14 protein-coding genes are annotated in these 13430 nt (G+C 56.2%); 9 read left to right on the top strand and 5 right to left on the bottom strand.

The features are described 5' to 3' along the window. The first annotated feature begins 23 nt into the window (after positions 1-23). The 3 genes from QRN85_RS04695 (at position 24) to QRN85_RS04685 (ending at position 4081) form a co-directional block, all read left to right on the top strand. Positions 24-2234, top strand: coding sequence for an EAL domain-containing protein (locus tag QRN85_RS04695; protein WP_284757077.1), 2211 nt, complete (start codon positions 24-26; stop codon positions 2232-2234). A 138-nt stretch (positions 2235-2372) separates the two neighbouring features. Further along, a complete protein-coding gene (locus QRN85_RS04690; protein WP_284757078.1) occupies positions 2373-3185 on the top strand; it encodes an amino acid ABC transporter substrate-binding protein in 813 nt (270 codons plus the stop codon). After that, complete coding sequence (locus tag QRN85_RS04685; protein WP_284757079.1) at positions 3182-4081, top strand: amino acid ABC transporter substrate-binding protein; 900 nt, start codon at positions 3182-3184, stop codon at positions 4079-4081. Before QRN85_RS04690 ends, QRN85_RS04685 begins: the two co-directional genes overlap by 4 nt. A 70-nt stretch (positions 4082-4151) precedes the next feature. Here QRN85_RS04685 and pcaF read toward each other — a convergent pair whose 3' ends face one another. The 3 genes from pcaF to QRN85_RS04670 are packed head-to-tail and all read right to left on the bottom strand — an operon-like array spanning position 4152 to position 6774. Continuing rightward, the gene (gene pcaF, locus QRN85_RS04680) at positions 4152-5357 is read right to left on the bottom strand and encodes a 3-oxoadipyl-CoA thiolase (RefSeq protein WP_112962183.1); all 1206 of its coding nucleotides are present in this window, start codon (positions 5355-5357) and stop codon (positions 4152-4154) included. A gap of 11 nt (positions 5358-5368) precedes the next feature. Next, entirely contained in the window at positions 5369-6070 is a 702-nt protein-coding gene (locus QRN85_RS04675; protein WP_502870745.1) for a CoA transferase subunit B, read from the bottom strand. Continuing rightward, complete coding sequence (locus QRN85_RS04670) at positions 6067-6774, bottom strand: 3-oxoacid CoA-transferase subunit A (protein WP_284757080.1); 708 nt, start codon at positions 6772-6774, stop codon at positions 6067-6069. Before QRN85_RS04670 ends, QRN85_RS04675 begins: the two co-directional genes overlap by 4 nt. 128 nt (positions 6775-6902) lie before the next feature. Here QRN85_RS04670 and QRN85_RS04665 point away from each other — a divergent pair, with 128 nt between their 5' ends. Continuing rightward, on the top strand, positions 6903-7661 hold the full coding sequence (locus tag QRN85_RS04665) for an IclR family transcriptional regulator (protein WP_284757081.1): 759 nt from the start codon (positions 6903-6905) through the stop codon (positions 7659-7661). Here the strand turns inward: QRN85_RS04665 and QRN85_RS04660 are convergent. Then, positions 7658-8539: a helix-turn-helix domain-containing protein gene (locus tag QRN85_RS04660; RefSeq protein WP_284757082.1), complete on the bottom strand. Its 882-nt coding sequence runs from the start codon at positions 8537-8539 to the stop codon at positions 7658-7660. The two genes, QRN85_RS04665 and QRN85_RS04660, sit on opposite strands and share 4 nt — an antisense overlap. 121 nt (positions 8540-8660) lie before the next feature. Between QRN85_RS04660 and pobA the strand changes: the two genes are divergently transcribed. After that, complete coding sequence (pobA, locus tag QRN85_RS04655; protein WP_284757083.1) at positions 8661-9833, top strand: 4-hydroxybenzoate 3-monooxygenase; 1173 nt, start codon at positions 8661-8663, stop codon at positions 9831-9833. Here pobA and pcaQ read toward each other — a convergent pair. Next, positions 9830-10759, bottom strand: coding sequence for a pca operon transcription factor PcaQ (pcaQ, locus tag QRN85_RS04650; RefSeq protein WP_284757084.1), 930 nt, complete (start codon positions 10757-10759; stop codon positions 9830-9832). The two genes, pobA and pcaQ, sit on opposite strands and share 4 nt — an antisense overlap. Positions 10760-10850: 91 nt before the next feature. Here pcaQ and pcaD point away from each other — a divergent pair, with 91 nt between their 5' ends. The 4 genes from pcaD to pcaG are packed head-to-tail and all read left to right on the top strand — an operon-like array spanning position 10851 to position 13427. Further along, on the top strand, positions 10851-11648 hold the full coding sequence (gene pcaD / locus QRN85_RS04645) for a 3-oxoadipate enol-lactonase (protein WP_284757085.1): 798 nt from the start codon (positions 10851-10853) through the stop codon (positions 11646-11648). Positions 11649-11651: 3 nt separating this feature from the next. Further along, positions 11652-12068, top strand: a complete 417-nt coding sequence (gene pcaC, locus QRN85_RS04640) for a 4-carboxymuconolactone decarboxylase (RefSeq protein ID WP_284757086.1) — start codon at positions 11652-11654, stop codon at positions 12066-12068. Beyond that, a complete protein-coding gene (gene pcaH / locus QRN85_RS04635) occupies positions 12065-12805 on the top strand; it encodes a protocatechuate 3,4-dioxygenase subunit beta (RefSeq protein WP_284757087.1) in 741 nt (246 codons plus the stop codon). Before pcaC ends, pcaH begins: the two co-directional genes overlap by 4 nt. Position 12806: 1 nt before the next feature. After that, positions 12807-13427, top strand: coding sequence for a protocatechuate 3,4-dioxygenase subunit alpha (pcaG, locus tag QRN85_RS04630; protein WP_113091862.1), 621 nt, complete (start codon positions 12807-12809; stop codon positions 13425-13427). Positions 13428-13430 lie beyond the last annotated feature (3 nt).

The raw sequence follows: 13430 nt of genomic DNA, 5'->3' as shown, positions 1-13430 counted from the left end.
CGGAAAAAGGTTGCAGGCCAAAGATGGTCGATGATGCGGACAGGTTTGAGAGGGAGGCTGGCGAGCAAATTGCCGGTCAGGGTCGTCTTGTTTGGTATCATTCCCTTTTCTGGAAAATAAATGTCTTTCTCGTTTCCAGTGTCGTGCTTGCCTATGTCGTGGGCGCAACGATCGGCTGGGTCATGGTCGAGCGCGATTCTCTTGAGCAGTGGCGCAGGCAGGCGGCACAGAATGCTCAGGTCACCAGCTCTGCCATTCGTTCCATTTACACCTTCATAGCGATCGACAGCGCCGATGATGGCCAGATCACCAAGATCATCAGCGAGAGGCCCATCGGCGACGATGCGTCTATTCTGGACACGGGTTTCAACCCATCTGATGTGCTGGGCCTTGCGGCTTCGCAGACCAAGAACAACATCTGGCTGTTCCAGAAAACGCCCGGCCCTGAGGCCTTCACAAGCTCTGCAGAAGCGTTCGGTTCAAGCAATGGACTTGCACTGTCGCTTCCCGCCAGCGCAGATCCGTCTCTCTTCTTCGTTGGATTTGCTGATGTCGGTGACGTCACACATTTCGTCGCCTATGTTCCGGTGATCAATCTTATCGGTGAACTGCAAGGGGCCTTGGTCACGACAATTGGTGAGGCGGATGCCTTGCAGGAGAGCCAAAACAAGCTTCTGCGGAATTCCTTTTTGCTGCTGCTGACAATCCTCATCCTCACGGGTGTTACGGTCACGCTCATCATGCGCAAGGTCTTCAGGCCGGTTCCCGATCTCATTGGTGCGTTGAGCCGTATTGCGCGTGATGATACGCGCTCGGTCACGCCATTTCAGGATCGCCATGATGAAATCGGTCATTTTGCAGTCGCCATTGAGACGCTGCGAGAGGCTGTTGTGGAGCGCGAGCATCTGCGTCAGGTGCGGGACGTTGCAAAGCATATGGAACACCTGGCGCATCACGATGCCCTGACCGGATTGCCAAACAGGACCTTCTTCAACAAGAAGCTTGAGGAAATGATAGCGAAATCTCGGGAAACCAGCTTTCGCTTCAATCTCATGGTCCTGGATCTAGACCGTTTCAAATCCATCAATGATGGCCTAGGGCACGCGAGTGGAGATGCACTGCTCGTTTCCTTTGCGGAACGTCTGCTTTTGCTGATGAAGCCGGGCGATATCGCGGCGCGATTGGGCGGGGATGAATTCGCGATTCTGCAGATCGTTCGCAAGGATTCGCTGGTTGAAGCAAGCAAGCTTGCTTCGGCGATTATCCGATCCGTCGGCAGACCTTTCATCTTGCTGGGACGCGAGGTCACTGTCGGAACAAGTCTTGGCATCTGCACGGAAACATCATTTGATCTGGATATTTCGGAACCGTTGAAACGGGCGGATATTGCGCTTTACGCGGCAAAGTCCGAAGGGCGGGGAACATTCCGGTTTTTCAAACAGGGCATGGAGATGTCCGGCGAGCGCGGCCATGTTTTGCAGCATGATCTGGACGCAGCCTTGCGAGATGGGCAATTCGAACTGCACTATCAACCGATCTTCTCGGTTGATAGCCTCGAACCTGCGGGTTTTGAAGCGCTGTTGAGATGGCGTCACCCGCAACTTGGCTGGGTTTCTCCGGCAGACTTCGTTCCTGTCGCCGAAAAAACCGGACAGATCGTTCAGATTGGCGAATGGGTTTTGAACAAAGCCTGCTCAGATATTGCGCGGCTACCGACAGATACGTTTCTGGCGGTCAATGTTTCCCCCCTCCAACTGCAGCAGGGCGATTTTCCCAGGAAATTAAAATCCCTTTTGGCCACTCATGGGGTGCCGCCAAGCCGCCTTGAACTGGAACTGACCGAAAGCGAGAGAATTTGCGCTGGCGAATGCGAAGAAACCCTTGAAGCGCTTTATTCCATGGGTGTCGGCTTCGCACTGGATGATTTCGGGACGGGCTATTCGGGCATCAGTTACCTGCTTTCACTGCCCGTTACCAAAATCAAGATTGATCGCAGCTTCGTCATGGATGTGGAATATCGAGCCGACAGCCGGATCGTGATCCAAAATCTTCTGAGGCTTGCGAACGGTCTAGGCCTGAAGACCACTGCTGAGGGTATCGAAACTGAAAACCAGCTCGAATTCCTGAAGGAATCAGGTTGCGGGTTGGCTCAGGGTTATCTCCTCGGTCGTCCGTCCAAAATAGAAGACATTCAGAATACTTATAGCAATCTTTATCCCCGGAAGGTGTCATAACGAGGAGCATTTAACGTGCATTATCTTCCACTTAGGCGTCTTAAATCGATTTGTTCAAGTCTCGCATATGGCAGCTTGCTGTCCGCTTTTTTTCTCACCGCTTTTACGACGGCCTCATCTGCCCAAGATACGGACACGTTGGCCAAGATCGCCCGCACCAAAACGATAACCATTGGATATCGGGAAGACGAAGTTCCCTTCGCTTACAAATCGTCTGACGGTTCGGCTGTCGGCTACTCGGTAGACCTGTGCAATCTGATAGCGGAGCACGTGCGCGCGCAACTCAAGCTCGATACGTTGAACATCAACTATGCCGTCGCCACGCCAGCGACCCGTTTTCTGCTTGTGAAGTCCGGAAAGATCGATCTGGAATGCAGCGCTACCACCAACAACGCCGAGCGACGTGAGCAGGTGTCCTTTTCCTACCCACATTTCATCACGGCCACACGTTTCGTCGCGAAAAAGGCAAGCGGCCTGCAAAGCATCAAGGATCTTGCAGGCAGAACCGTGGCATCAACGACAGGCACTGTTAATGTCGAGCAACTGCAGGATCTCAATCGGGCGGACAAGCTCAATATTTCCGTTTTGCTTGCACGCCAGAATTCGGATGGTTTTGCTTTCGTGGAGAATGACAAGGCATCTGCATTCGTGATGGACGGCGTCCTCCTGGCGGCACAGGTGGCCTTCTCCAAAGCACCGGATGCTTACGTCATTTCAGCAGATACATTCGGGCCTCCAGAGCCATATGGAATTCTGATGCGCAAGGACGATGCTGCGTTCAAATCAATCGTCAATGACGCATTGAAGACCATATTCGTGAGCGGGCAGATCGATCAGATCTATGAAAAATGGTTCATGTCGCCCTTGCCGCAGGATGGTCGCAACTTCAATTTGCCGATGTCGGCAGAACTCAAGGCTGCCTTTCGCGAGCCTGCGGAGTATCTACAATGAGACAGGCACTCTCCATATTTCTTATGGTCTGCGCCTTGGGCCTGGCTGTCTCAGTTGAGGCCATCGCTGCGGATTTCACGACGCCAACCTTGCAACGCATCAAGGAAACGGGGAAAATCAGGATCGGATATGGACAGACCGCGCCATTCTCCTTTCCCTCAGGCAATGGCGAGGTGATGGGTTATTCGATTGATCTGTGTCGTCGCGTTGCGGAGAAACTGCGTGCGCGGTTGAACATGGATTCGATCGAGATCGAGTTTCTACCAAGAACCCCCAGCAATCGCATACAATTGTTGAAAGAGGGCACGATCGACATCGAGTGCAATTCCAGCACAAATACTGCCGAGCGGCGCAAAAGCGTCATCTTTGCCGTCAGCCACTTCTACGGTGCCACCCGCTATGTCTCGCTTGCGAAGAACAATCTCAAAACGCTTGCAGACTTGAAGGGCCGTTCTGTCAGTGTGGCTCTTGGAACTGTCAATGTCAGTGAGATCAACGAAGCAAATCGTTCCAAAAGGCTCAATATCTCGGTCGTGCCGGTAGAATCGCTACAGGCGGCCTTTGACATGGTGGCTGATGGGCAGGTGTCTGCCTTTGCGATGGATGAAGTCCTGCTGAGCACAATGATCGCGCGATCAGCACATCCGGACGACTACGCTATCTCGGATGAATTCGTGACAGAGCTGCAGCCCATTGGTTTTATGATGCGGCTGGGTGATACCGAATTTGCGGCCGCGGTAAACGAAGCCCTCGGTGAGATCTACAGAAGCCCGGAGATGGTCGATATCTACAACAAGTGGTTCGAGCAACCTGTTCCAGCGCTCGGAGTAAAGCTTGGAATTCCAATGAGCGACGTTCTCAAGCAGGCATTGGCAGATCCAAAGCCAATTGAGTAAGGGCGGGTTTTACATGGTGATGCATTTGGGAAGCAGCCGAAGCGGCCTCCCAAATGCGGCGGTGTGAAACTCAGGCCTTTTCAAGTGCAATGGCGATGCCTTGACCAACGCCAATGCACATGGTGGCCAGAGCCTTGCTTTTGCCGGTCAAAGACAGCTCCAGAGCTGCGGTGCCTGCTATGCGGGCCCCGCTCATGCCAAGCGGATGACCAAGCGCGATCGCACCGCCATTGATGTTGGCGCGTGCGTCGTCGTCGGCAATACCGAGCTGGCGAAGCGTCGCCAACCCTTGCGAGGCAAAAGCTTCGTTCAACTCGATGATGTCGAGTGCGTCTGCGGTCCAACCCAGACGGTCCAGAAGTTTCTGTGAAGCCGGAGCAGGACCGATGCCCATGACGCGCGGTGGTACGCCAGCCGTCGCGCCGCCGGAAATTCTGGCAAGCGGCGTTAGGCCATATTTCTTCACCGCTGCTGCGGACGCAATGATCAGGGCGGCGGCGCCGTCGTTTACACCGGATGCATTACCCGCCGTAACGGTGGCTCCATCCATGCGGTTCACGGGTTTCAATTTGGCCAACGCCTCGACGCTGGTTTCGCGCGGATGCTCATCCTTTGAAACAATGACCGGCTCGCCCTTGCGCTGCGGAATGGTGACAGTGGTGATTTCCTTTGCCAGTCGTCCATTGGCCTGCGCTGCGGCTGCCTTCTGCTGACTCCTGACCGCAAAGGCATCCTGATCTTCACGGGAGACTGCGTAGTCAATTGCAACATTGTCACCCGTTTCCGGCATGGAATCTACGCCGTAGAGGGCCTTCATGGCCGGATTGACGAAGCGCCAACCGATCGTGGTGTCGTAAATTTCGGCATTCCGGGAAAAGGCCGTTTCTGCCTTCGGCATGACGAAGGGTGCCCGGCTCATGCTTTCCACGCCCCCGGCAATCATAAGCTCGGCTTCGCCGGACTTGATGGCGCGGGCGGCGGTGATGACGGCGTCCATTCCAGAGCCGCAAAGCCGGTTCATCGTTGTGCCGGTGATGCCGACGGGAAGCCCGGCGAGCAGAAGGGACATGCGGGCCACATTTCGATTGTCCTCTCCCGCCTGGTTGGCGCAACCGAAGATGACATCGTCGATGGCGTCCCAGTCGATGGAGGCGTTGCGTTCCATCAGCGCCTTTAGCGGAACAGCGCCCAGGTCATCCGCCCGAACGGAGGAGAGGGCACCGCCGAAACGGCCGATGGGAGTGCGAATATAGTCGCAGATAAAAACGTCGGTCATGTATTTACGCCTCAGAGTTCGGGAGCGATAAGATCGGCGACAGCGCCATCGGTGCGGAGCTTTGCACCCGTCATTGCCTGCAAATCCTCAAATGTCATGCCCGGCAATTTCTCCCTCAGCACGAAGTGTCCGTCTTTTACATCAACCACGGCATGGCTGGTGTAGATCCGCGTGATGCAGGCAACACCGGTCAGAGGGAAGGCGCATTTTTCAACCAGCTTCGGCTCGCCCTTCTTCGTCACATGCTCGGTAATGACGAAGACCTGCTTGGCGCCGTGAACCAGATCCATTGCGCCGCCAACGGCGGGCACTCCTTTCGATCCGACGCGCCAATTGGCGAGATCGCCATTCTGCGCAACCTGATAGGCGCCGAGGATGGCAACATCCAGATGACCGCCGCGAACCATCGCGAAACTGTCGGCATGATGGAAGAAAGCTGCACCGGGTTTCAGGGTAACGGCTTTCTTGCCGGCATTGATGAGGTCCCAGTCTTCCTCGCCTTCCGGCGGCGCTTCTCCAAAATTCAGAACGCCGTTTTCGGTATGGAAAATCGCTTCGCGGCCGGGTGGCTGATAGCGGGCAACCATTTCCGGAAAGCCGATCCCCAGATTGACATAGGCACCATCGGCAATGTCCTGCGCTGCACGCCATGCGATCTGTGCGTTGGAAAGCTTGATGTCTTCAAAGGTGTTGAGAGCGATTGTATCGGTCATACGTAGGCCACTCCTGCGCGGATCAGGACTTCTTCCTGCTGTGGATCTGCTATCTCGACGACGCCATCGACGAATATGCCGGGCGTAACCACCTGTTCCGGATCGATTTCGCCGGCGGGCTGAAGCCGGGAAACCTGCGCTATCGTGGTCTTGGCGGCCATGCACATCAGCGGATTGAAGTTGCGACCGGCCTTTCGGTAGGTCAGGTTGCCGTGAGTGTCGCCCAAATGCGCCTTCACGATCGCAAAATCCGCTTTGAGCCAGCGCTCCTGCACGTAAGGCCGACCATCGAATTCGGCAATCGGCTTGCCTTCGGCAAGCTCGGTACCATAGGCGGTTGGCGTGTAGAAAGCGGGAATTCCAGCGCCGCCTGCACGGATCCGCTCTGCCAGAGTGCCCTGCGGCACCAGTTCCAGTTCGATCTGGCCAGCGAGATAGCGGTCGGTAAAGGCACGTGGATCGGATGAACGCGGGAAGGAGCAAATCATCTTGGCGACCATGCCGGCATCGATCATCGCGGCAATGCCGATACGACCGTTGCCTGCATTGTTGTTGATGACGGTGAGGTTCTTTGATCCCTTGTCGATCAGCGCATGAATGAGTTCGATTGGTGCACCGGAGCCCCCGAAGCCACCAATCATCACCGTTGCGCCGTCACCGATCGCAGAGACAGCATCCGCTGCGCTCTTGATTGTCTTGTCCATGAAGCCCTCCTCGACGGCCCTCTGTCTGCTCAGCATTGGCAAAGAGGTAAAGCGGAACAGCGCTCGACTGCAACTGGTTTGTGCGTTATATAAACTTTGTTCGTATATCGCACATCTGAGAGGCTGAAATGGTGAGTGAACGCGACCTGATGGGTGGACTTGCCAAGGGGCTGAAAGTGATCGAAGCGTTCAGTGCCGAACATCCGCGCCTTTCGATTTCACAGGCTGCAGAGATTGCAGGCCTTGATCGGGCCACCACCCGCCGATGTCTTTTAACCTTGGCGGAGCTTGGCTATGCCGCTTACGACGGCAAATATTTCACCGTCACGCCCAAGGTGCTGCGGCTTGGAACAGGCTGCCTGGCAACCATGCCACTGCCGCGCATCGTCCAGCCCCTGCTGGACGATTTGTCGATACGGATCGAACAAAGCACCTCGGTATCCATCCTAGACGAAACGGAAATAGTCTATGTCGCCCGAGCGGCGCAGCGCAGGGTCATGTCCATTGCCCTCATGCCCGGCTCCCGCCTTCCTGCCTATTGTACCTCCATGGGCCGTGTGGCGCTTGCCGCGCTGGATGCTGAAAAACGCAGAGCCTTGCTGGAAAAGTCTCATCTGGAAGCGCGAACGGAAAGAACGATCACGGACATCGATGCGCTGATGGCCGAGCTTGAGGCGACGAGCGCACGGGGCTACGCCATTATCGATCAGGAAGTCGAGATCGGCCTGCGTTCGATCGCCGTGCCGTTGCAAAACCTGCGTGGGCAAACCGTTGCAGCGTTGAATGTTGGTCTGTCGGTGACCTCGGCCAGCATGGAAGATCTGGTGAACACCTATCTGCCGCCGCTTCTGGCCGTTCAGGCGGATCTGCGCAGAATGCTGGTTTAAGCCTCGGGCGAAGGCGTGGCAGCGAACTTCGATTGCTCCGCGCTGCGCCATGCACCCGGCGTCATGCCTGTTTCCCTGACAAAAAACCTTGAGAAATAGGACGGGTCGACAAATCCCAGACCTGTTGCCACCATCTGCACCGTCGAGACCGTGAAAAGCAGCTCTTGCTGGGCGATTTCCAGCTGTCTTCGGGCGATGAGGCGTTGGAGGCTTGTTCCGCATTGCTGCCTGACGAGGCGGTTGAGGTGCGTCTGAGACATGCCGAGTTGCTGCGCGTAAAAGGCAGCACTCTTGTGGTCCCGAATATGACGCTCGATGAGGTTGAGCAGCATCTCGAACCGATTGCCGTTTCGGTCCGTTCCCGTTTGTTGAGCGGACGCCCTGTCGATCCGACAGAGATGCGCGATGAGGCTTGCAATCTGTCCCTCAATCATGGCGTCCCGGGCCAGACGATTGCCCGCAAATTCCTGGGAGATCAGTTCACAAGCCTTGACGACATCTCCAAGTGCATCATGGCCTTCAAGCGGGATGAGAACCGGGCGCGCCAGATGCTGGCGCGTGACCGTCTGCAACAGGGTCGATAGCGCAGAGGGGATAAGCGTGATGATGAGGCCCGCTATGTCCCGGGAAAAGCGGAACCCATGTTCGAAGCCCGGCGGCACGATGATGACGGCTGGCGGCTGAATGGGCGTTACTGCGCCTTCCAGAGTGGCATCACCATCTCCACCCGAAATATAGAGTATCTGGAGGAAGCTCTCATGCCTGTGCAGGCCAATTTCGAAGCGGTGCAGACTGCTGCGTGAGAACAGGGTTTCGCAGTGAAAACGGAACAGGCTCTGTGGTCCGGTACTCTCACCATAGAGCTTGTCTCTGGACATTTGCGCTACCCTGCACTTCAAATCATGGTCGGATAGTGCAATTTCTGCTCTGAAATGTCCATTGAAACCACGCTCCGTGGCCGTCATTTCTGCTCCCGGGAGTGTTGTGCAGGAGGGTTTAATGCGCACGAAAGTCGTTATCATCGGTTCCGGCCCGTCGGGTCTGCTGTTGGGTCAGATCCTGACCCGCGCTGGAGTCAGCAACGTCATCATTGATCGCGTCGGCAAGGAATACATTCTCGGGAGAGTTCGCGCCGGGGTGCTGGAAGAGGGGCTGGTCAAGCTTCTTGAAAATGCCGGCGTCGCAGACAGGCTCCATAAGGAAGGCCTGCCGCATGACGGCTTCTCGCTGGCCTTTGACGGTCGCGATCACCGCATTGATCTCTTTGATCTGACAGGCGGACAGCGTGTCATGGTGTACGGCCAGACGGAAGTGACCCACGACCTGATGGACGCCCGTGAGCGTGATGGCTCATTGACCATTTATGATGCGGAAAACGTTCAGCCGCATGATTTTTCCGGCAAGAAGTCCTATGTCACCTATCAGAAGGACGGCGTAACGCATCGCATCGATTGTGATTTCATCGCGGGTTGCGATGGCTTCCACGGTGTCAGCCGGAAAGCTGTCCCACAGGGTGCCATTCGTGAATATGAGCGTGTCTATCCCTTCGGTTGGCTGGGTATTCTGGCAGAGGTGCCGCCGGTCAATCATGAACTGATCTATGCGAACCATCCGCGCGGATTTGCTCTGTGTTCCATGCGCTCCAACACGCGCAGCCGCTATTACGTGCAGTGCCCTCTGGATGACAAGATCGAGGACTGGAGCGACGACCGCTTCTGGGACGAGATCCGGCGTCGCCTGCCAGCGCATCATGCAGAGGCAATGAAGACCGCGCCATCCTTCGAAAAGTCGATCGCGCCTCTGCGTTCCTTCGTTGCAGAACCCATGCGGTTCGGAAGCCTGTTCCTTGCCGGAGATGCAGCGCATATCGTACCGCCCACCGGTGCAAAGGGTCTCAACCTCGCCGCCAGTGACGTTCACTATCTCAGCCAGGGCTTGATCGAATATTACAATGAAGGCTCGCAGGCCGGACTTGATGCCTATTCGGGACGGGCATTGGACAGAGTGTGGAAAGCGGTTCGCTTCTCCTGGTGGATGACGACGATGATGCACCGTTTCCCGGATACGGGCGACTTCGGCCAGAAGATCCAGGAAGCCGAACTCGATTACCTCGTGCATTCCCGTGCCGCAGCGACGTCGCTGGCCGAAAACTATGTGGGTCTGCCCTACTAGGTTTTTGCGGATGCAAGCGATTCCGCGGTTTCGCGGATCGTTTGCATCAACAGAAGAAGCGGAAGCGATGGTTGCGTATCGGCGCGCATGGTCAGGCCGACTGGGCCGCTTGTGTCGCCCGTGTCGAGCGGTAGAACCACGAGCGTGCCATCGGCAATATCTGCAGCCACGACGCCTTCTGAAATAATCCAGATGGCGTCGCTGTTTCGCAAGAACGCCCTGCCAAACGCATCGGATACGGTTTCAATGCGTTTCGGCAAGGCGCCCACCCCGCGGGCGATCAGAAATTGCTCGACGACCGGGCCGATGACGGAGTTGCGCGTCGGCGTCAAAATCGGAAACTCGCTCAGCCTTTCGTAGATAGCTGTTCCTTCGCGCAACAGTGGATGGTTGGCGCGGACGACGAAGCGTACTTTTTCGGAATAGAGATGTTCGAAGGAAAAGCCGGTCATTTTTTCAGGCGCGGCCAGACGTCCAACAACGAGGTCGAGTTCTCCCACCCGCAATTGTTCGAGCAAAACCGCGTTTTCGCCCGTGACAATCTTGACCGTGCTGCCCGTATCTTCCCGCAGGAAAGTGCTCATCACGTCAGGCATGATCCTGACGGATACGGTCGGGAGCGCGCCTATCCGGACGGGTGTCCCGGTATTTGCAGCATCTTGCGACACGGAATCGACCGCCTGTCTCAAGGCGGTCATCGTCGCACCGGCGTGCTTGAGAAAGATTTCGCCGTAACGGCTCAGCTTGATACTCCGGCCGTCGCGCTCGAAAAGTGCCACTCCAAGCACGTCTTCCAGTTCCCTGATGGTCTTCGTCACAGCCGGTTGGCTTATATGCAAGGATGCAGCGGCCCTGACGACGCTTTTCTGTCGCGCGATCTCGACGAAAGTCTGGATATGACGAAATTTGACCCGGGTATCGACCATATTTTATAATCTGTGAGTTATGGATGATTGCAATAATCTCATTTTACTTAACCGGATCGACATTGCAATATCGTTGTCAGGAGGAAGCGCCATGCAATTTCTGATGTCTGGCTCTCAGACTATTCATTACAAGACAGTCGGCCTTGATGGCAAAAGACCCGTCATTGTCTTCATCAATTCTCTCGGTACGGATTTCCGCATCTGGGAGCAGGTGATGGCGGAACTTGGCGATTCATACGCCTATGTCCTGCACGACAAGCGCGGGCATGGCCTGTCGGATACCGGAAATACGCCTTACAGCATCGATGATTACGTTGATGATATCGAAGCCTTGCTGGCGCATCTGTCCGTGCGACGTGCCATTATATGGGGCCTGTCCATCGGAGGGTTGATCGCGCAGCGGCTATGCGACCGTCGATCCGACCTGGTAAGCGCGCTCGTGCTCAGCAATACCGCGCACAAGATTGGCACTCCTGCGATGTGGAATGACCGTATCGCCAAGGTTGAGCAGGACGGACTCTTCGCCATGGTCGACGGTGTCATGGAGCGGTGGTTCACTCCGGCTTTCCGCTCGCCAGACAATGCCGCCTATCTGGGCGCGAAAAACATGCTCGCCCGTCAGGATGCCCGGGGCTATGCGGGAAGCTGTGCTGCCATTCGCGACGCCGATTATACTCAGGTCGTCGCGGCATTCGATGTGCCGACCCTTTGCGTTGCCGGTGATGGCGACGGGTCTACGCCCCCGGAGCTTGTTGCAACGCTTTCCTCGCTCATTCCCGGCAGTCGGTTGGAGATCATCGAGGGCTGCGGTCACATTCCCTGTGTCGAGCAGCCTTGCGCCTATGCGGCTGCCGTCCATACATTCCTGAAATCATTGCCGGAGCTTTGACCCATGGCCGATGCCAACAAGACAAACAGGTTCGAGGGCGGGATGAAGACCCGTCGTGAGGTCCTTGGAAATGCCCATGTGGATCGCGCGCAGGCTGCCTCGACACCCTTCGACCAACCGTTTCAAACGCTGATCACCGAGTCCGCATGGGGTACAGTCTGGGCAGGGAGCCACTGGACCAAGCGAGAGCGTTCGATGGTCACCATCGCACTGCTTGCCGCGCTCGGACATGATGAGGAGGTGGCCATGCATGTTCGTGCCACCGCAAACACCGGCGCGACCGAAGAAGATATTCGCGAAGCTTTGATGCATGTCGCGATATATGCGGGTGTTCCCGCAGCCAACCACGCTTTCAAGATTGCGAAGAACGCACTCGCCGAGATGCGAGCCGCCTCTCCGCGTGAGGAGGAGAAGAAATGACCAACAGACCGCCAGAAACCGGACCATTTTTTGCCAGAGATCGCAGCATTCACCCGCCAGCCTATGCCCCGGCGTATAAAACCTCGATCCTGCGGTCGCCGCAGCGGGCGCTGATCTCGCTGGAAGGAACGAAGAGCGAAATTACCGGCCCAGTCTTCGGCCACAATATGCTCAATCCCTTGGATAACGACCTTATCCTCAATTACGCCCGTCCGGGTGAAATGCCTATCGGACCCAGAATCCTCGTACACGGACGTGTTCTGGACGAACGGGGCAGGGGTGTCGATGGGGCGCTGGTTGAGTTCTGGCAGGCGAATGCCGGCGGACGCTACCGTCACAAAAAGGAAACCTATCTGGCTGCCGTCGATCCGAATTTCGGTGGCGTAGGTCGAACGATCACCGATGCCGATGGCAATTACTGGTTCAAGACGATTTTGCCTGGTGCCTATCCATGGCCCAATGGTGTCAATGACTGGCGCCCGGCGCATATTCACTTTTCCATTTTCGGTCACGGTTTTGCCCAGCGTTTGATCACGCAGATGTATTTCGAGGGTGACCCGATGATCTGGCAGTGTCTAATTGTGAAAACGATCCCGGACAAGGCGGCCATTGAGCGGCTGGTCGCTGCTCTTGACATGAACGCGGCCCTTCCGATGGACATGCGCGCCTACAAATTCGACATTGTTCTGAGGGGACGCCGTTCCACCCTGTTTGAAAATCGCATGGAGGGCAACTGAGATGGTTCAACCGCTTCACTACCTTAAGGAAAGCGCTTCCCAGACCGCTGGTCCCTATGTCCACATCGGTTGCACGCCGAATTTTGTGGGTATCGAAGGCATCTTCTCGGAGGATCTGGGTTCCGGCGCGCTCTACAATGCCAATGCAAAGGGCGAGCGGATCTCCATCCGTGGCACCGTTTACGATGGGGGCGGCAATCCTCTCAAGGACGCTTTGATCGAAATCTGGCAAGCGGACGCGCAGGGTCTCTATAACAGCCCTAGCGAAACGCGTGGCGCTGCCGATCCAAATTTCAGGGGCTGGGGCCGCTCGCCGGGCAACATGGATACCGGTGAGTTCATCTTCGAGACGATCAAGCCTGGAAAAGTGCCGTTCAATAATGGCGAGTGGATGGCTCCGCACATCACCTTCTGGGTCGTGGCACGTGGCATCAATATCGGCCTTCAGACCCGCATGTATTTTCCGGAAGAGGCGGACGCAAATGCTGTCGATCCGGTTCTGGCCCGGGTGGAGCATAAACCAAGGCTTGCAACCTTGATCGCGAAGAAGGAAGAAGGAAACATCTATCGCTTCGACATCCATCTTCAGGGTGATGCCGAGACAGTCTTCTTCGATATTTGAGAT

It is taken from the genome of Agrobacterium sp. fls2-241-TYG-188a (genome assembly GCF_030209845.1).
This window is presented reverse-complemented; position numbering and strand designations above follow the sequence as displayed.